15 protein-coding genes and 1 pseudogene are annotated in these 18,852 nt (G+C 74.8%); 7 read left to right on the top strand and 9 right to left on the bottom strand.

Annotation, left to right across the window (positions count from 1 at the left end):
* Nucleotides 1-131 precede the first annotated feature (131 nt).
* Nucleotides 132-941, top strand: coding sequence for an alpha/beta fold hydrolase (locus ACZ501_RS13205; protein ID WP_468794899.1), 810 nt, complete (start codon nt 132-134; stop codon nt 939-941).
* 63 nt (nt 942-1,004) lie between these two features.
* Nucleotides 1,005-1,688, top strand: a complete 684-nt coding sequence (locus ACZ501_RS13200; RefSeq protein WP_468794896.1) for a (2Fe-2S)-binding protein — start codon at nt 1,005-1,007, stop codon at nt 1,686-1,688.
* Between the two features lie 62 nt (nt 1,689-1,750).
* Here the strand turns inward: ACZ501_RS13200 and ACZ501_RS13195 are convergent, their stop codons facing one another.
* Together ACZ501_RS13195 and ACZ501_RS13190 are read right to left on the bottom strand one after the other, a co-directional pair.
* Nucleotides 1,751-3,523: a S8 family serine peptidase gene (locus ACZ501_RS13195; protein WP_361608197.1), complete on the bottom strand. Its 1,773-nt coding sequence runs from the start codon at nt 3,521-3,523 to the stop codon at nt 1,751-1,753.
* Nucleotides 3,524-3,802: 279 nt separating this feature from the next.
* Complete coding sequence (locus ACZ501_RS13190) at nt 3,803-5,182, bottom strand: cation:dicarboxylate symporter family transporter (RefSeq protein ID WP_468794893.1); 1,380 nt, start codon at nt 5,180-5,182, stop codon at nt 3,803-3,805.
* Nucleotides 5,183-5,338: 156 nt separating this feature from the next.
* Between ACZ501_RS13190 and ACZ501_RS13185 the strand changes: the two genes are divergently transcribed.
* Entirely contained in the window at nt 5,339-6,949 is a 1,611-nt protein-coding gene (locus ACZ501_RS13185; protein ID WP_468795502.1) for a sensor histidine kinase, read from the top strand.
* On the top strand, nt 6,946-7,644 hold the full coding sequence (locus ACZ501_RS13180; protein ID WP_362463389.1) for a response regulator: 699 nt from the start codon (nt 6,946-6,948) through the stop codon (nt 7,642-7,644). The genes ACZ501_RS13185 and ACZ501_RS13180 overlap by 4 nt, the downstream gene beginning before the upstream one ends.
* Here the strand turns inward: ACZ501_RS13180 and melC2 are convergent.
* Together melC2 and melC1 are read right to left on the bottom strand one after the other, a co-directional pair.
* Entirely contained in the window at nt 7,602-8,447 is an 846-nt protein-coding gene (gene melC2 / locus ACZ501_RS13175) for a tyrosinase MelC2 (protein ID WP_361610323.1), read from the bottom strand. The genes ACZ501_RS13180 and melC2 overlap by 43 nt on opposite strands.
* Complete coding sequence (melC1, locus tag ACZ501_RS13170; RefSeq protein ID WP_468794890.1) at nt 8,444-8,854, bottom strand: apotyrosinase chaperone MelC1; 411 nt, start codon at nt 8,852-8,854, stop codon at nt 8,444-8,446. The genes melC2 and melC1 overlap by 4 nt, the downstream gene beginning before the upstream one ends.
* 298 nt (nt 8,855-9,152) lie before the next feature.
* Between melC1 and ACZ501_RS13165 the strand changes: the two genes are divergently transcribed.
* Nucleotides 9,153-10,544, top strand: coding sequence for a glutamate decarboxylase (locus tag ACZ501_RS13165; protein ID WP_361610319.1), 1,392 nt, complete (start codon nt 9,153-9,155; stop codon nt 10,542-10,544).
* 10 nt (nt 10,545-10,554) lie between these two features.
* Here the strand turns inward: ACZ501_RS13165 and ACZ501_RS13160 are convergent, their stop codons facing one another.
* The 3 genes from ACZ501_RS13160 to ACZ501_RS13150 all read right to left on the bottom strand — a co-directional run bounded on the left by ACZ501_RS13160 (nt 10,555) and on the right by ACZ501_RS13150 (nt 15,155).
* Entirely contained in the window at nt 10,555-13,053 is a 2,499-nt protein-coding gene (locus ACZ501_RS13160) for a helicase associated domain-containing protein (protein WP_468794888.1), read from the bottom strand.
* Nucleotides 13,054-13,147: 94 nt separating this feature from the next.
* Nucleotides 13,148-14,824, bottom strand: a complete 1,677-nt coding sequence (locus ACZ501_RS13155) for a sigma-70 family RNA polymerase sigma factor (protein WP_468794885.1) — start codon at nt 14,822-14,824, stop codon at nt 13,148-13,150.
* Nucleotides 14,825-14,927: 103 nt separating this feature from the next.
* On the bottom strand, nt 14,928-15,155 hold the full coding sequence (locus ACZ501_RS13150) for a hypothetical protein (RefSeq protein WP_468794882.1): 228 nt from the start codon (nt 15,153-15,155) through the stop codon (nt 14,928-14,930).
* Between the two features lie 160 nt (nt 15,156-15,315).
* On the opposite strand from ACZ501_RS13150, the gene ACZ501_RS13145 reads away from it, so the two are divergent.
* Nucleotides 15,316-15,942 carry a bifunctional 4-hydroxy-2-oxoglutarate aldolase/2-dehydro-3-deoxy-phosphogluconate aldolase gene (locus ACZ501_RS13145; protein WP_361611597.1) on the top strand — a complete coding sequence of 209 codons (627 nt, stop codon included), beginning with the start codon at nt 15,316-15,318 and terminating at the stop codon, nt 15,940-15,942.
* Nucleotides 15,943-15,944: 2 nt separating this feature from the next.
* Nucleotides 15,945-16,973, top strand: a complete 1,029-nt coding sequence (locus ACZ501_RS13140) for a PfkB family carbohydrate kinase (protein ID WP_468794879.1) — start codon at nt 15,945-15,947, stop codon at nt 16,971-16,973.
* On the opposite strand, the gene ACZ501_RS13135 is transcribed toward ACZ501_RS13140, so the two are convergent.
* Complete coding sequence (locus ACZ501_RS13135; protein WP_468794876.1) at nt 16,867-18,141, bottom strand: serpin family protein; 1,275 nt, start codon at nt 18,139-18,141, stop codon at nt 16,867-16,869. The two genes, ACZ501_RS13140 and ACZ501_RS13135, sit on opposite strands and share 107 nt — an antisense overlap.
* Before the next feature lie 65 nt (nt 18,142-18,206).
* Nucleotides 18,207-18,748: pseudogene (locus ACZ501_RS13130) on the bottom strand (glycoside hydrolase family 18 protein); the annotation flags it as partial.
* Nucleotides 18,749-18,852: the final 104 nt, after the last annotated feature.

Here is an 18,852-nt window from a genome sequence, read left to right as displayed (position 1 = left end):
GGTCCTTCTGGGCGGTGGGGTGGTTGCACAGTCTGCGCTCCTGACGTCACCCCCCGCGCAAAACGCGGGTGAAAGGCAACGGGCTGTCAGGTGAACGCGAGTGGCTCAATGTAGCCCCTTAAAGTCCTCTCATGAACCCCCAATTTGGCAATGGCGCGGCATCGATTTCCGACGATCTCGGTCCCCGCGGCGGGGAGGCCGTCCTCCTCGTCCACGGACACCCGTTCAACCGGTCCATGTGGGCCCCGCAGGCGGCGGCCCTGACCGCCGCCGGCTACCGGGTCATAGCCCCTGACCTGCGCGGATACGGGGAGAACCCGGCCTCCGGGGAACAGACCCTGCTCGCTGACTTCGCCGACGACCTGGCCGCTCTGCTCGCGGACCTGGGTATCGAACAGGCGGTCGTCGGGGGAGTGTCCATGGGCGGGCAGATCGCACTCGAGCTCCGGTTGCGCCACCCGGGTCTGGTGAGGGCGCTCGTGCTCTGCGACACCTCCCCCGCACCCGAGTCCGAGGACGGCAGGAAGTCCCGCAGGGAGCTCGCCGGGCGGCTCCTCGCGGAAGGCATGCGTCCGTACACCGAAGAGGTCATTGACAAGATGCTGGCGCCCTACAACGTCACCGGCCAGCCGGAGACCGCCGCCCGGGTCAGGGCCATGATGTGCGCCACCGATCCCAGGGGAGCGGCGGCGGCCCTGCGCGGGCGGGCCGAGCGGCCCGACTACCGGCCCGTGCTCGCCGCCCTGCCCGAGCAGGTGCCCTGCCTGGTGCTGGTCGGCGCCGACGACGTGTACACCCCGGTCGCCGAGGCCGAGGCGATGTGCGCGCTCGCGCCGCACGCCCGGCTCGTCGTGGTCGAGGGGGCCGGGCACCTGCCCGGGGTGGAGCAGCCGGAGGCCGTCAACCGGGCCCTGCTGGAGTTCCTCGCCGTCCTGCCGTGAACCCCGGCGATGCCCGGCCGGCTCGTCGGCGACGCCGAAGACGCCACCTGAGATCATCCGGGCATGGACATGGACGACGTACTGCGCCGGCTGGCCGCCGTCGGGCCCTTCTTCGCCGTCCCGTACGGCGCGGAGCCCCCCGGCCCGGGCTTCCGGCCGCTCGCGGAGCTGTACGGGGAGCGGCTCGGCGCGTACGTCGCCGAGGTGGGCCGGCGGACCCGCAGCGGACCGGGGCGGGTCGCGGCCTCCACCGCCCAGTTCGGGATCGCCTCCCGGCTGTGGTCGCTGGGCCTGGGCTGCGCCGCCCTGTCCGGACGGCTGCCGGACCTGGCCCCGGACCGGGTGTGGTGGCGGCTGCCCGACGCGGGCTCGCTGGAGCTGTGGCTGCCCGAGCCGGCCGACCTGCCCGCCGCCGCTCTCGGCAAGACGGTCCTCGGCAGCCTCGCCCAGCTGGAGGCCCCCCTGCGGGAGCGGTACGCGGTGTCCGCGAAGGTCCTGCGCGGCAACGCCGCCTCCGGGCTGGTCGGCGCCCTGCGCGTACTGCTGGACCGGGTCCCGGCCGAGGCCGGTCAGGCGGCGGCGGAGCTCGCGGGAGCCCTCCTCGCCGACGGCGGGCCCCTGGCCGGCACCGGCTCGTTCGTCCACGAGCCGGGCCTGGGCGTGGCCTTCGTACGGCGCAGCTGCTGCCTCTACTACCGGGTGCCCGGCGGCGGGCTCTGCGGGGACTGCGTGCTGCGCACCCGGTGACGCGAAGGGCCACCGGGGAGCGGTCGCGCCGCTCCCCGATGGCCCCGTGGTGGCGGTGACTCCTAGAAGGTGAGGTTCCAGGAGTCGATCTTGCCGGTGTCGCCGCCCGCGTTGTCGTTCACGCGCAGCTTCCAGGTGCCGTTCGCGACCTCGGAGGAGGCGTTGACGGTGTACGTCTGGTTGATGTTGTCCGTGCTGCCGCCGGCCCGGTTGTGGACCGTGTAGACGGTGCCGTCGGGAGCGATCAGGTCGACCTTCAGGTCACCGATGTAGGTGTGCGCGATGTTCACGCCCACCTTGAGGGTGGCCGGCGCGTTGCCGGTCACACCGGTGACGGCGATCGGGCTCTCCACCGTGGTGTTGTCACCGATGGCGAAGTCGGCGGTGTTCTCGAAGTACTTGCCGGCCGGGGGCGTGGAGCCGCCGACCGCCTTCAGCGCGTCGACCTGGCCCTCGCCGAAGAAGGCGTTGTTGGCCGCGGTCCCGGTGCACCGGCCGTCCGCCGGGCAGGGGATGTCGTTGGCCTGGGTGGCGAGCCGGTCGCGGATCTGCGCCGGGGTCAGGCCCGGGTTGGCGCTCGCCATCAGCGCGGCGACGCCCACCACGTGCGGGGTGGCCATCGAGGTGCCGCTCTTGGAGCCGTACTTGCCGCCCGGCAGCGTGGAGTAGACGTCCTGGCCCGGGGCCGCGACGTCGATGACGCCCTGGCCGAAGTTGGAGAACGACGCCTTGGTGGTGCCGGTGCCGTTCGCCGCGACCGTGACCACGCCGGGCAGCTCGGTCGGGATGTCGAGGCACGCGTTGGTGATGGTGCGGGTGACCGGGGTCGAGTCGTTGGGGCTCGCCGTGTCGGTCGTCTTGTGCGCGAGGTCGTAGTTCTCGTTGCCCGCGGCGGCGATCTGGAGCGAGCCCTTGCCCTCGGCGTAGGCCTGGGCGCGCGTGACGCCCTCGATGATGGCGGCCTGGTCGATGTTGTCCGGGCAGTTGAACTGCCACGGGTCGGTGTAGTAGCTGTTGTTGGTGACCTTGAAGCCGTGGTCACCGGCCCACACGAACCCGCAGATGGTGTTCTCGGCGAAGAAGAACGAGTTGCCCGGCTCGGCCACGCGGACGGCGGAGATCTTCACGTTCGGGGCGACCCCGATGACGCCCTTGCCGTTCTTCGCCGCGGCGATGGTGCCCGCGACGTGGGTGCCGTGGGTGTCGACGTCCCGCCACGCGCCGGCGCGGGTGTCGGCCTTGCCGTAGGCGCACGAGACCGAGTCGGCCGCGTTGAAGTTCGGCGCGAGGTCCTGGTGCTGGTCGTCCACGCCGGTGTCGAGGACGCCGACCTTGACGGCGGTGGAACCGGTGGTGACGGCCCAGGCCTGGTCCGCCTTGATCTGGCTCATGTCGGCGCGGACCGGCTCGCCGGTCGGGGTCGTCGACTGGGCCGGGTTGGCGGGCAGCGCCGGGTTGTAGGCGTCGGCCGGGACGTCCGAGGTACGGGTGGCGCCGACCTTCTGGACCCCGCTGACCCCGCGCATCGTCTGGGCGAAGCCCGCGGAGGCCGAGTGGGCGACGATCACGCCGATGGCGTCGTAGGACGCGAAGACCGTACCGCCGTTGGCGGTCACGGCCGAGCGCACCGCCGAGCTGTCACCGGGGGCGGTGATCACGAGGTAGGCGCGGGTGCCGGCGGCCCAGGTCGCACTCTGGGAAGCCGGGGCCGCAGCCTTGGGGGCCGCCGCCGGAGCGGAGGCCGGAGAGGAGCCGGAGGGACCGACGGGAGCGGTGCCGGCCAGCGCGGCCGGGGCTCCGAAGGTGAGGGCGGCGCCGAGGGCGGCCGCCAGCACCAGCGCACGTCGAGGTCGGCTGGATATGTGGGGTATCAATGCGTCCTCCGATGGCACGGTGGTGCTGGTGGCACCTACCGGGCCGTACGAAACGAGTGGTGGACGCAAGATGTCAGACGCGCCGCCCCGGAGGGAAGTACCTTTTACCGCAGCAGAGTTGCAGATCACATGGCCGAAACTGACGGTTCGCGCCTGTTCGTCGGACTTTGGTACGGGAGCCGGCCGGGCTGGGCACCGTGGGGGCGAGCCCTGCCCGGCCGTGTCCCGCGGGTGCGCCGGTCAGGCCGGCACACCGTCCTTGGTGCCGGCGGCGGGGCCGGGCAGGGGGCCGGGCACGGTCGGCGGGACGGGTCCGGAGGGCGCCGCGTGTCCGTCGTCCACCAGGGTGGCCTCGTCGAAGGGCAGCCGTCCCGCGAGAACTTCGGCGGCCCGCTCGCGGTCGAACTCCTTGGTCCACGTCCCGATCAGGACCGTCGCGACGGCGTTGCCCGCGAAGTTGGTCAGCGCCCGGGCCTCGCTCATGAAGCGGTCGACGCCGACGATCAGGCCCACCCCGTCGACCAGTTCGGGCCGGTGTGACTGGAGACCGCCGGCCAGGGTGGCCAGGCCCGCGCCGGTGACCCCGGCCGCCCCCTTCGAGGCCACGACCATGAAGACCAGCAGCGAGACCTGTTCGCCCAGCGCCAGGGGCTTGCCCATGGCCTCGGCGACGAAGAGGGAGGACATCGTGAGGTAGATGGCGGTGCCGTCCAGGTTGAACGAGTAGCCGGTCGGCACGGTGATGCCGGTGACCGGCCGGGACACGCCCAGGTGCTCCATCTTCGCGATCAGCCGCGGCAGCGCCGACTCCGAGGAGGAGGCCGACAGGATCAGCAGGAACTCCCGGCCCAGGTAGCGCAGCAGCGCGAACACGCTGACGCCCGTACAGACCCGCAGCAGCGTGCCCAGCACCACGAAGACGAAGAGCAGGCAGGTCGTGTAGAAGCCGATCATGATGACCGCGAGGGACTTCAGCGCGTCGACGCCGGTCGCCCCGACCACCGCCGCGATCGCCCCGAAGGCGCCGACGGGCGCCACCCACATGATCATCGCCAGCACCCGGAACACCAGCTTCTGCACGTGCCCGATCCCGCGCAGCACCGGCTCTCCCGCCGGGCCCATCGCCTGGAGGGCGAACCCGCACAGGAGCGCCACCAGCAGCGTCTGCAGCACCTCGCCCCCGGTGAAGGCGGAGACCAGGGTGGTCGGGATGATGCCCAGCAGGAACTCCTGGGTGCTCTCCGCCCCGCCCGCCTTGGCCTGCGCCTCACCGGCCCGCGCCGCGGCCTCGGTCAGGTGCAGTCCGCTGCCCGGCTCCAGCAGGTTCCCCACCAGCAGCCCGATGGCCAGCGCCACCGTGGACATCACCATGAAGTACCCGAGGGCCAGCCCGCCCACCGCGCCCACCTTGGCGGCCTTGCGGACCGAGCCGATGCCGAGGACGATCGTGCAGAAGATCACGGGCGAGATCATCATCTTGATGAGGTTGACGAAGCCGGTGCCCAGCGGCTTCAGCTCCACCGCCACGCCGGGCGCGGCGAAGCCGACGGCGATGCCGAGGAGCACCGCGGCGATCACCGCGATGTAGAGGTAGTGGGTTCTGTCGCGTCTGGCGGCCATGTCGCGCCTCCTGGTGTGAAGTGGTTCCGGGAGACCATCGCCCACCCTGTGACCCCGGTCACCCTTGCGTTCATTGAGTTCACGGTCCGAGGCACACTGAGCGCCATGTTCCGCTTCCCCCGGGCGCCCCGCAGCCTCGCCGGCCAGCTCTTCGCCATGCAGGTGCTGCTGGTCGCGCTCGTCGTCGCCGGGTGCGCGTTCTTCGCGTACGCCACCGCCCGCGACCAGGCCGAGGACGCCGCCCGGCGGCAGGCCGGCGCGGTGGCCCGGGCCGTCGCGGACTCGCCCTCCGTGCGGGAGGCCGTACGGGGGCGGACCCCTCCCTCGGCCGCGCTCCAGCCCTACGCGGAGCGGGTGCGCGCGGACGCCGACGTGGACTTCGTGACGATCATGGACCCGGACGGGAGGCGCTGGACCCACCCCGACCCCCGCCGCATCGGCGAGCGCTTCCTCGGCAACACCGCCGCCGCCCTGCGCGGCGAGACGTTCAGCGAGACCTACACCGGCACCCTCGGCCCCTCCATCCGCGTGGTCACCCCGCTCCGCGACACGGACGGCGCCGTCATCGGCCTGGTCAGCGCCGGGATCACGGTCCGCGCCGTCAGCGCCCGCCTCGCGGAGCAGCTCTCCGCCCTCGCCTGGGTGGCGGCCGGGGCGCTCACCCTCGGCGCGGTGGGTACGTACGTGGTCAACGCCCGGCTGCGCCGCCACACCCACGGTATGAACGCCGCCGGGCTGAGCCGGATGTACGACTACCACCAGGCGGCCCTGCACGGGGTCCGGGAGGGGCTGCTGATGCTCGACGGCCACCGCAGGATCACCCTGATCAACGACGCGGGCCGCGAACTGCTCGGCCTGCGCGGGGAGGTCACCGGCACCGGCGTCGCCGACCTCGGCCTGCCCGCCCCGCTCACCGGCGCCCTGCTCGCCGACCGGCCCCGGGTCGACGAGGTGCACCTGACCGCCGAGCGGGTCCTCGTCGTCAACAGCTCGCCGGTGGCCGGCGGCGGCCGCCGGGGCACCGTGGTCACCCTGCGGGACCACACCGAACTCCAGGCCCTGACCGGGGAGCTGGACCACGAGCGCGGTTTCACCCAGGCGCTGCGCTCCCAGGCCCACGAGGCGGCCAACCGGCTGCACACGGTGGTCTCCCTGATCGAACTGGGCCGCAGCGAGGAGGCGGTGGAGTTCGCGACCGCCGAACTGGAGCTGGCGCAGGCCCTGACCGACGAGGTCGTCACCGCGGTGGGGGAGCCGGTGCTGGTGGCCCTCCTCCTCGGCAAGGCCGCCCAGGCGCACGAGCGGGGCATCGAACTGGTCGTCACCCCCGGCAGCGGGGCGATCGAGCCGGGGCCGGGGCTGCCGCCCGCCCGGGACCTGGTGACGGTGCTCGGCAACCTCGTCGACAACGCCCTCGACGCCCTGACGGGGGTGCCGGGCGGGCGGATCGCCGTCACCGTGCGCCGCGACGCCGACGGGCTGCTGCTGCGGGTCGCGGACAACGGGCCCGGGCTGCCCGAGGGGGTGGACGTCTTCCGGCGCGGCTGGTCCGGCAAGGGGGAGGGCAGGGGCCTGGGCCTGGCCCTGGTCCGCCAGGTGGCCCACCGGCACGGCGGGGCGGTGGAGGCCGGTGACGCCCCCGGAGGCGGGGCGGCGTTCACGGTGCGGCTTCCCCTGCCGCTGCCCCCGGCGGTACCGGGCACCGGCGGACCGCAGCCCGCCGGGCAGGGCGCGGAGGCCGGGCAGGGCGCCGGCGGTGCGGGATGAGTGCGCCCGTGCGGGTCCTCGTCGTCGAGGACGACCCCGTCGCCGCCGACGCGCACGCGCTCTACGTCGGCCGGGTGCCCGGCTTCACCGCCGTGGCGGCCGTCCACTCCCTGGCCGAGGCCACCCGGGTGCTGGAGCGCACCCCGGTCGACCTGCTGCTGCTCGACCTCACCCTGCCCGACGGCCACGGGCTGCGCTTCGCGCGCGCCCTGCGGGCGGCCGGGCATCCCGCCGACGTGATCGCGGTGACCTCGGCGCGGGACCTGGCCGTCGTCCGCGAGAGCGTGTCGCTGGGCGTGGTGCAGTACGTGCTCAAGCCCTTCGCCTTCCCCACCCTGCGCGAACGGTTGCTGCGCTACGCCGAGTTCCGGGCGGCCGCCGGCGAGGCGGCCGGCCAGGACGACGTGGACCGGGCGCTCGCGGCCCTGCGCGCGCCCGGTGCGGCCCGGCTCCCCAAAGGGCTCAGCGCCCCGACCCTGGACCGGGTCGCGGCGCTGCTGCGGGCGGCGCCCGAGGGGCTGACCGCCGCGGGGGCGGCCGGGGCGGCCGGGATCTCGCGGATCACCGCCCGCCGGTACCTGGAGCACCTGGTGGACACCGGCCGCGCGGACCGCACCCCCCGGTACGGCCAGGTCGGCCGCCCCGAGCTGCACTACCGCTGGCTGGCGGCGGCGGGCTCGGTGTCGAACGTGTAGAACTTCCGGTGGTCCAGCATGTCGGCCGGGGTCACGTCGTTCCACGGGCGCATGGTGTCGCGCAGGTCCACCACGTTCGGGGTGCCGGCGGCCGGCAGGTAGGTGGAGCCGGGGTTCCTCGCCTGCCAGTCCGCCCAGAGCTTGTCCACGAAGGCGTGGTGCATCCAGAAGACCGGGTCGTTGGGGGAGACGCCGGTGGCCATCTGGCCGCCGACCCACACGTGCACCCGGTTGTGCAGGTTCGCGCCGCGCCAGCCCTCCAGGTGGTTGCGGAAGCCGTTCGAGGAGCTGTTCCACGGCGCCATGTCGTAGACCGGCATGGCCAGTACGGCGTCCACCTCGGCCCGCGTCGGCAGCTGGGCGACGCCCTCGCCGAGCGCGCGCCGCAGGTAGGAGCGGCCGTCCACGCGTACCGACACCTCCCACTTGCCCGTCGCGTAGGCGAAGGGGCCGTCCGTCACCTGTCCGTCGCGGGCGCGTCCGGTACCGCCGAGGAAGTCGGCGGCCCAGAGGGAGGAGCGGGTGGTGCGGTCGGCGGTCCAGTCCCAGTACGGGATCGAAACGCTCTTGTCCACCGCCTGCAGAGCCGCCTCGAACTCGAGCAGAAACCGGCGGTGCCAGGGGAGGAAGGAAGGGGAGCGGTGACCCACCCGGTCGCCCGAGTCGGTGTCGCCCATGATGAAGCCGTTGTGCGTGGTGACGAACCGGTCGTAGCGGCCGGTGCGCTTCAGCTCCAGCAGCGCGTTGGTGAAGGCGCGCTTCTCCTCGGCGCTCAGCGCGGCCTGGTTCTTGCGGACGGTCACGCCGTGCCTCCCATCTGCATCGGGGCGAGCTGGGCGCCCTGGAGTTCGCGCACGGCGGCCCGGGCCAGCGAGGTGGGGTCGGGATACGTCTCGTAGTGGTTGACGACGCTGATCCAGGTGCCGTCGGCGTTGCGCATGACGTGCAGCTCGCGGCCGTCTATGCGGACGGTCGGGAGCGCGGCGCCGCCGTGGTGGCCGCCGTGGTGGCCGCCGTGGTGGCCGCCGCCCGCGGCGGCGGGGGTTATCTGGATGCGGCGGCCCTGGTACACCTCGTCGACGGTGCCGGCCGGGGTGGCGGCGGCCCGGGAGTCGGTGGCGGCGGCGTGCGCGGTGGCGCCGGCGATGCCGAGGACGGTGAGTGCGCCGGCAGTGGTGCCCAAGGCCTGCCGACGGGTGATCTTGTTCATGGCCGAAGAACTACCAGGGCCCACAGGGCAGTTGACCGCTATCCGGACATCGGCGGATAAGTTCTACATAGAACCATTTGGGTGATCTTCCCGTCCGGACCGGCTCCAGTGGTCCGGACGGGAAGATCTGTGGAAGAAATACTACTCGACAGTAATTTTTTCGGCGCCGACCGGACTCCTATGGAGGGGGTCACATCGCGGACTCGGCCGGAAGGCGCGCCGGAAACCGCCCCGCGCGACCCGTTCTTGAGGGTTCGTGAAGCCCGCCTGACGGAGGATTTGCCCCTATAGTCCGGTTATGGCTCTTCATCCGACGAAGCACGCACGCGCCCGGGACGCCGAGACGGACGTGTTCACCTCCGCCCTGAGCGGCCAGGTCCTCCCGAAGTACCGGATGCCCGAGGACGGCGCGCCCTCCGAGGTCGTCTACTCGCTCCTGCACAACGAGCTGCTCCTCGACGGCAACGCCGCCCAGAACCTGGCCACCTTCTGCACCACCTGGTCGGACGACGGCGTGCACCGCCTGATGAACGAGTGCCTCGACAAGAACATGATCGACAAGGACGAGTACCCGCAGACCGCCGAGATCGAGGCCCGCTGCGTCAACATCCTCGCCGACCTCTGGAACGCCCCGCCCGGACACGTGGGCACCGGCTGCTCCACCACCGGCTCGAGCGAGGCCGCCATGCTCGGCGGCCTCGCCCTCAAATGGCGCTGGCGCGAGCGCCGCCGCGCCGAGGGCAGACCCGCCGACCGCCCCAACCTGGTGTGCGGCCCCGTCCAGGTCTGCTGGGAGAAGTTCGCCCGCTACTTCGACGTCGAGCTGCGCCAGGTCCCCCTGGAAGCCGGCGCCACCGGACTGCGCCCCCACCAGCTCGCCGCGTACGTCGACGAGAACACCATCGGGGTCGTCGCCATCCTCGGCGTCACCTACACCTGCGACTACGAGCCCGTCGCCGAGATCGCCGCCGCCCTCGACCGGATCCAGGCCGAGCACGGCTGGGACGTGCCCGTCCACGTGGACGCCGCGAGCGGGGGCTTCGTCGCCCCCTTCCTCCACCCCGAGGAGGTGTGGGACTTCCGGCTGCCGCGCGTGGCCTCCGTCAACACCTCGGGGCACAAGTACGGGCTCGCGCCGCTGGGCGTCGGCTGGATCGTGTGGCGCAGCGCCGGCCTGCTCCCCGCCGGACTCGTCTTCGACGTGGACTACCTGGGCGGCGACATGCCCACCTTCGCCCTCAACTTCTCCCGCCCCGGCGGCGAGGTCATCGCCCAGTACTACCTCTTCCTGCGCCTGGGCCGGGGCGGCTACCGGAGCGTCCAGCGGGCCTGCGCCGACACCGCCCGCCACCTGGCCGCGCAGATCGAGGGCCTCGGGCCCTTCACCCTGCTCTACGACGGCCAGGGCGCGCTGCCCGCCGTCTGCTACACCCTCACCGACCCGGCCGGCGCCGGCTTCAGCCTCTACGACCTCTCCGACCGGCTGCGGATGCGCGGCTGGCAGGTGCCCTCGTACCCGCTGCCCGCCGACCGGCACGAGACCGTCGTCCAGCGGATCCTGATCCGGCACGGGGTGACCCGCGACCAGACCGCCCTGCTCGTGGAGGACCTGCGCCGGGCCGTGGAACACCTCACCGCCGCCCCGCAGCCCGTCCCCGCCACCCCACCTCGGCCGGCCTTCCACCACTGACCGGCCGCCCTCACGCGGACGCCGACCAGCGCATGCCCAGGGCCGTCAGGGCGGCCGCCCGCTCCGGGGACAGCTTCGCCGCCCGGGAGCGCTGGTTGGCGATCCACGCACCGAGCCGCACCTGCTGCCCGCCGACCTGCTCCACGTGCGTGCGCGGCACCCGCAGGTGCCCCTCGCGGGCGTGGAAGCGCCGGGCCGCCTCCAGGTGCCCCGCCCAGGCGGCGGCATGGCTGCGCCGCGCGGGCGGCCGCTCCGCCTCCTCGGCGGGCGTCAGCCCCAGCCCGTGCTCCAGCAGCCACCGCTGCGCCCAGGCCAGCCGCTCCCACCCCAGCCGCTGGGCGCGCACCCACGCCCCCAGGTCCTCGCCCTGGACCACCACGGCGCCCGGGCCGAGCGGCACCGCGCCGCCCGCGTCCAGATGGGCGCGGGTCAGCCGGAACGCCCGCTGCCAGCCGATGTCCCAGGCGGGGCACCAGGACGGGTCGATCTCCTCCAGGGCCTCCCGCCGCTCCTGCGGCAGCGCCCCCGGCCCCTCCCGCCGGGCGGCGGCCCGGTTGTTCTTCATCCACACCCCGACCGGCATCCCGTGCCAGGTGGCGTCCACCGGCGGCAGCAGGTGCCCGTGCTCGGCGGCCCAGGCGCGGGCCGCCGCGAGCCCCTCCTCGAAGGCCACGTCGAAATGGCTCCACACCATGCCGAGTTCCTCCAGCTCGCGGGTCCTCTCCCGGCCCAGCGCGCCCCTGCGGTAGGTGCGCCGCGCGTCCGCGATCCACTGGCCCAGCGGGAACCCCGCCAGCGCCGCCGGCCACGGCCCGGGGGCCTCGGGCACCTTGAAGGCGAACGGCACCTTGAGGTCCCCGGCCGACGCCGCGTAGACCCGCGCCGCCTCCACCCCGCGCCGCCACTGCCTGTGCTCCGGATTGAGCACGCGCAGCCGGATGAAGGCCGCAAGCAGCGCCGGATCCCGGGGCGTGGAGAAGCTCAGCAGCGCCCGGGCACCCGCGCCGGGACCCGTACCGGGCCCGGCCGTCGCCGGGGCCTTCGCCGCCGCGCTCGGCGCCTGCGGCTGCGCCAGGGCCTCCACCAGCCTCGAGTCGTGCGCCCTCAGCGCCTCCAGGAGCCGCGCGAGGTCCCCGTACGCCCGTGACGTCAGCATCGACTCCGGTGACTCGCCGGGACCCAGCAGGACCGGCACCACCAGGGAGGCCACCTTCCCCTCGCCCGGCCGCATCCGCAGCGCCCGGCCCACCGCCTGCACCAGGTCCGGCATGGAGCCGCGTACGTCCGCCCAGAAGACGGAGTCGCACTCCTTCGTGTCGACCCCCTCGCCCAGGACGCGGACGCTGCCGAGGAAGGCCTTGTCGGCGACCCGGTCGGCGGCGAACGCCTCCAGCACCCGGCGCCGGTGCGCCGCCGTGTGCTGCCCGCACAGCCAGTCCGCCCAGACGGTACGCGGATACACCGGCACCGCCGACCGGCTCGTCACCCGCAGCCGGGCCGCGACGGCCGGAAGCCCCGCCGCGAACGCCTCGGCCTCCTTGGTCAGGTGGTGGAACACCAGCGTCCGGCGGAACCCCTGATCCGCGGCCGCCTTCACCAGCGCCGCCTGGAGCGCCGCGAGCCGCATCCCGCGCACCCGGTCCGAGCGGCCGTCGGCGCCGAGCAGCACCGCCGACTGGAACCCGGGGTCGCTGACGTCCACGCACACCACCCGGTACGGGGCGCAGATGCCCCGATCGATGGCCTCCGACAGGGACAGGGTGTAGCAGCGGGCCCCGAACGGCCCCTGCGGATCGTCCTCCATGGACGCGACGAGCTCGCCCCGGCCCCGTGGCTCCGCGCCGCCGGCGGTCTCCGCCGCGTGCGCGCCGGCCCCCTCGGGCTCCTCCACGCCTTCCGGCCCCTCGGCCTCCTCCGCCTCGTCGGCCTCCTCGCCGTCGCGCCACACGCGCGGCGTCGCCGTCATGTACAGCCGCCGGACCGAGGGGATCCGGACGTTGTCGTGCACCACCGCCCAGGGTTTGCCGATCCGGCCGGAGGTGCGGTGCGCCTCGTCGACCACGACCAGGTCCCACGGCGGCAGTCCGGCCAGATGCGCCCGCTCGATGGTGCCCAGACCCAGCGAGGCGTACGTCGCGAACACCGTCAACCGCTCCACCGGCCGCGACCCCCACCGGGCCAGCTGCAGCGGAGCGGTCGTGGTGGGCACCCCCGCGTCCTCGCCGCGCAGCGAACACACCGCGAGCGCCCGGCCGGTGCGGCCCCCCTCCCGCCAGGCCGCGACCGTCTGCACGAGCAGATCGAGGGAGGGCACCAGGACGAGTACCCGGCCGGCCCGCAGCTCCTCGGCCGAGCGCACGGCGACCAGGGACTTGCCGGACCCCGTGGCCATGATCACCTGGGTCCGCAGGCCCCGCTCGGGCACCCGGCCGGTGGCGGGCAGTTGCAGGGCGCGCACGACGGCGTCGACCGCCTCGCGCTGATGAGGGCGCAGCTCCTTCCTCGCCATGCACCCCACCTCGCCTGCTTTGATCTGCCTGTTCGGCTCCAGCCTCTATCTTGCCCGCATTCTGAGTCAAAAGGAGGATGCCGCGCGGACCGGCTCAGCGGGCGCCGAAGTTCTGCGTCCACCAGGGGCCGCCCGCACCCGAGTGGATGCCCACCCCGATGTCCTTGAAGGAGCAGTTGAGGATGTTGGCGCGGTGGCCCGGGCTCTTCATCCAGGAGTCCATCACGTCCTGCGCGGTCTGCTGCCCCTTGGCGATGTTCTCCCCGTACGTCGACCAGCGGTACCCGGCGGCCGTCGTCCGCGCCCCCGGGTCGGCGCCGTCGGGGTTGGTGTGCGAGAAGAAGTCCCGCCGCGCCATGTCGTCGGAGTGCCCCTGGGCGGCGTCGCGCAGCTGCGCGTCCTCCTTGAGCGGCCCGCAGCCGGCCGCCGCCCGCTCGGAGTTGACCAGCGCGATGACCTGCCCCGCCACTCCCGCCGGAGCGGGTCCCGGGGCGGGCGGGGCCGGGGGCCGGGCGCTGCCCTTGGTGGGGGCGGGGGCCGCCGAGGTCTTCGCGGCGCTCGCCGAGGGCGGGGGAGAGGCCGAAGCGGAGGCCGACGGGGAGGGTGAGGCCGACGCGGAAGCGGACGGCGACGGCGAGGCGGAGCCGGAGCCCGAGGGCTGCGGCGCGCCGGAGTCGGGCGCCGAGAGCGCGGCCAGCGGGGAGGCGGGCGCCCCGCCCGCCTCGGCGCCGCGCGAACCGGGCAGCTGGCCCAGGTAGACCAGCCCGCCGCCCGCGACGCACGCGGCGACCACCGCGCCGCCGATCGCCCGGCGCCGGTTCCGGCGCCGCCTGCGCTGCCCGGCGCGCCCGGCCGGGCCGTCCGCGGCGCCGGCGGACTCCCCGCCCTTGCGCCGGGCGGCGCGGCCCGGGCCCGACACGACCGGCGAGAGCTGGGTGGCCGCGTCGGCGAAGGCCACGTTCGCCGGGGTGTGGCCGGCGGCCGCGGCGGCCCGTACGCCCGCCAGCAGCGCCGCCGTCACCGGGACCAGCGCGAGGCCGGCCAAGAGCCCCTCGGCCGGGACCAGTCCGTTCCACAGCCCGGAGCAGCGCAGGCACTCGCGGGCGTGCCGGGCTATTCGCTTGCGCCACAGTGCGGAGGGCCGCCCGTCCCAGGTGCCCGTCATCGCCCGCAGCCCCTCACAGACCGGCTGGGCGTCGAGCGCCCGCTCCACCACCCGGGCCGACTCCAGCTGCGCCTTCATCCGCTGCACCCGCACCGCGGTGTGCTGCGGGGTGAGCTCCAGCGCGGCGGCCACGTCGGCCCGGGTCAGCTCACCGGCGCACTCCAGCCACCACAGCGACAGCAGCGCCCGGTCGTCGGGCTCCAGCCAGCGCGTGGCCCGGGCGGTCTCGCGGCGCTGACCGGACAGGTGCAGCCGTACGACGGTCAGGTCGGCGAAGTCGGCGCCCGGGTCGGCGACGTCGTGGGCGGCCTCCAGCCCGCTGTCGCCCGGACCGCCGCTGCGCGCCTGCCAGTGCGCCCGTACGCGGTTCATCGCGATGGCCACCAGCCAGGACCGGAAGCTCTCGTCCGTCCGCAGGCCGCCCAGCCCGTCGAGCGCCCGCAGCATGGTGTCCTGCACGACGTCGTCCACGTCGACGGACCCGTTCAGGGCCCGCCCGACGATGTTGTAGACGAGCGGCAGGTGGGCGCTGACGAGCTCGTCCTGCGCGCGGGGATCACCCGCGCGGGCCGCTGCCACCAGCTCTGCCGTGTGCTGTGTACTCATGTGAAAGTCCCTGTCCGTACCGGCGGTCGATGTTGCCCGACAACTGGGAGACCGTCGAGCGGGGACCGGATAACGGTTATCCGGAAGATTTTTTTCCCGAGGCTCAGGAACCGGTCGCAGCTGCGCCCGGGGCGGCGGGAACGACCCAGTCGAACGGCTCGTCAAGGCTCTCGGGCGCGTACTGGACGCGGGGGCCGCGCTCCCTCGGCGGGTTGGGTGTGGTCGAGGGTGCGGCCGCCTCCGACGGGGCTCCGCCGCCGGTGCAGACGGTGAGCGGGGCGAGGGCGAGCAGGGTGCCGGTGGCGGCGGTGATGGCGGTGCGGTGTCGCATGGTCCCCCCGGGGTGCGCGTGGTGTCGCAGGCCAGCATGACGGATCGCCGCCGGGGCCGGTGCGGGGGTGACCCGGAGGCGGGTGCTGTGTATGGTCTAGACCATCAAGTTCCTTGGGAGTGCGTCCCGTTCAGCGGGGCGGAACAGCCGGGAGGGTGCTGTGTCCTGCCATCCGTACGCGGTACTGGCCGCACAGCGGCTGCTCCCGGTGCTGCGCAGCGCCGACGCCGGGCAGGCCGAGCGGGCCACCCGGGAGCTGCTCGGCGCCGGCTGCCGGGCCGTGGAGCTCACCACCTCCACCCCCGGCTGGGTCCGGGCGGTCGCCCGTGCCGCGGGTATGAGGGACGCGCGGGGGCGGCGCGCGGTCATCGGGGTGGGCACCGTCACCACCACCGCCCAGGCCGAGGACGCCCTCGACGCCGGGGCCGCCTTCCTCGTCTCCCCGTACCCCGCCCCCGAGGCCCGCGAAGCCGCCTCGCGGCGCGGGGTGCCGTTCGTGGAGGGCGGGTTCACCCCCGGCGAGATCGCCGCCGCCGTCCGGCGCGCCGGAGCGGCGAAGGTGTTCCCGGCCCACGTCGGCGGCCCGGACTTCATCCGCTCCCTGCGGGCCGTGCTCCCCGACGCCCTGCTGGTGCCGACCGGCGGGATCCGGCCCGGCGAGGTGCGCCGGTGGCTCGACGCGGGCGCGAGCGCCGTCGGCATCGGCAGCGGCCTGCCCGCCGACCCGGGGGAGCTGGCGGCACTGTTCGCGGAGCTGGCCGGCCCCTGCTGCGGGCAGGAGTGCTGACGATGGCCTCCCCGGGTTACGACGTCCTCGTCCTCGGCGAGGTCCTGGTCGAGATCCACGCGGGCACCGCCCTGCGCTCGGCCGCCGACGGCACCGCCGCCCGGATCTCCTACTCCGGCGACGCCCTCAACGCCGCCGCGGCGGCCGCCGCGGCCGGGGCCCGGACCGCCCTGCTCACCGTCGTCGGCGAGGACGAGCTGAGCGTCCCGCTGCTGCGCCGGGCCGCCGAGCTGGGCGTCGACGTCACCCATGTCCAGCGCTCCCCCCGGCCCAACGGGGCCTACCTGCTCTCGGCGGACCCCGACGGCGACCGGGAATTCGTGTACTGGCGCACCCACAGCGCCGGCTCCACCCTCTCCCCGGCCCGCGTCGAGGCCTGGCTGCCGCTGCTGACGGGCTGCCGGGCGCTGATCACCAGCGGCATCACCGGCGCGCTCTCCCCGGGCAGCCGCGCGGCGGTGCTGGCCGCCGCCCGGGCCGTCCGGGCGGCGGGCGGGCACGTCACGTACGACCCCAACCACCGTCCCCGGCTGACCGGGCGTGCCGAAGCCCGGTCCCTGCTCGCGGAGATCGCCCCGCTGACCGGGCTGCTGAAGACCTCCTGCCCGGCCGACGCCCTCGCCCTGGTGGACACCGCCGACCCCGAGGCCGCCGCCGCCCGCTACCGGGCCCTGGGGGCAGGTGCGGTGGCCGTCACCGCGGGAGCGGGGCGGCTGCTGCTGGACGACGGCACCCGGGCGGCGTACCACCCCGTCCCCGCCGTCGCGGCGCCCGTCGACGCCACCGGTGCCGGGGACTGCTTCACCGGCACCACCACCGCCCGCCTCGCCCTGGGCGACCCTCTCGCCCTGGCGGTGGCCTACGGCGCGGCGGCGGCGTCCCTGTCGGTGACGGCCCGCGGCGGTACGGGCCGCGTGCCCTCCTTCACCGAGACGGCCGCGCTGGCCGCGCGGCTGCCGGCGCCCACTCCTCTTCCTCCCCGTCCTCCCACTCCTCCTCCGCCGGGGGCAGGTAGGGGACCGGCTCCGTGACCCAGCCGGCCGACAGGACGAGGCGGGAGGTGCGGTGCACGGCCAGGAAGCCGAAGGGGCGGTGGAAGGCCAGTGCCGCCCGGCGGACGCGGTAGGGGAAGCGGGGCGGGCTGCCCACCGAGAGGCCGATCGCCGTCACCGCGGCGGCTTCGAATCCCGTCGCGTGGAAGCGGGCGAGCGCCGACTGGCGCGCCGAGCCGACGGCCAGGGGCTCGGGGCTGATGCCGGGGAAATGGCCGGAGCCGTTGTCGCAGGCCGCGCCGAGGCCGAACAGCCGGGCGTGGTCCAGGAGATCGTGCTCGGCCCGTATCTCGAAGGCCGGTGTCTCCACGTCGAGCCGGGGCGCCGGCGACAGGGCGGGAACCATCGTGACGGACAGGCCCGGGCCGGGGTTCCCCAGGGGCAGGAGGCTCGCGCCGGTCGACGGGCGCGCCCGCGTGGCGGCCTCGATCCCGGTGCCGAGCACCTCGCCGGGCGCGGCGTCGGGCTCGCCGAGGACGAGGTGGACGTCCACCCCGGTGTCCCCCACGACCTCGAACAGCGTGACCGGACCGCCGGAGCCGTGCGCCACCCTGACCCGGTCCGGCAGGGAGGTGCTGCGGTACAGCATCAGCAGGGACCGGCCCGCCCAGGGCCCCTCTTCCACCTCACGGGCCGTCTGCCCGAACGGCCGCAGCCACTTCAGCCGCAGCGCGAGCGCCGAAGCCAGCACCAGTCTCGCCGCGTCCGGGCCCTCCGGCAGGGCGGCCGGCATGCGCTCGACGAGGCCGCCGGTCCCCTCGGCGGCCCACGCGTCCAGCATCGTGCGATCGCGGTCCCGGTCGCCGGTCAGCGTGCCCAGGGCGTCCGGAGCGACCCCGTCCGTCCAGGCACGCTCCAGCGGCAGGTCCGCCGCGGCCCACAGACCGGTCGCCGCCCGCAGGCCCCGTACGCCGGCCAGTGCGGCGAGCAGGTCCCGCGCGGCCCGCGGTGCTTCCCCGGCGGGTACGCCGAGCGCCTCCGCCAGCTCCGCCCGGGCCGGGCCGGCCGCACCGCCCGCCAGGAAGGCGAGCAACGGCCAGACCCCGGCCGCGGTGAAGACCGTGCCCCCGCCCCCGTCCCCGTCGCAGGCCGCGGCGGCCCAGCGCGCCGTGAGCCGGTTGACCGCCCGTACCGTCGAGTTCCCCATGCCCGGCAGGGTACGTGGAGGGGCGCCGCCGGGCCGGCCGGATTCCGCGGCCCGGCGGCGCCGGATCAGCGGCCGAGCAGGCCCTGGTCGACGGCCGCGGCCGGCCCGCCGTCGGGGGTGTCGGCGTCCAGGGAGCGGAACAGGCCCCGCCCAGGGCGTGTTGGTGGACGTACCGGGCCTTCGTCCGCAGCACCTGTTGGTCGTCGTGCGTCCACAGGGTGGTGCCGTCGAAGAGCCAGGCGTGGCCCGCGCGCGGATCGCGGTGCACCTGGAAGGCGCCGGAGGCGACCAGTGGCTTCAGCTCCTCGTCGAGCTGCGTGCGGAACCCGTGCACCAGCTCCGCGAAGTTCTGCTCGTCCTGCGGCCGGAACTCCGTGTCGGTGTCACCGGCCGAGCCCAACCACTCCCGGTCCGGGTCGATGCCGTCGAACACGGAGTCCGCCGCGTCCAGCGGGCGCGCGTAGTCGGCCCAGGCGTCCGCCTCGCCGGGCGCGTTCCCCGTGAAGCGCCTGCCGTCGGCACCGATGCCGGCGAAGGCGTGGTTCACGTGGGTGAGCTTGCCGGCCGTGCCGCCCAGGGAGAGGTAGCCGGCGGCGGCCGGCCTGCCGGGCATGCTGCGGCGCATGGGCTTCCTTTGCGGATGCGGGGGAATGGTGCTCCTGAGCCGTGCGGGGACGGGCGCGGCCCTGCACCGGCGGCGCCCGCCCCCCG

This window comes from Streptomyces sp. NPDC034085 (assembly GCF_055575555.1).
The sequence above is the reverse complement of the archived record's forward strand: the minus strand, read 5'-3'. Positions and strand labels throughout refer to the sequence as shown.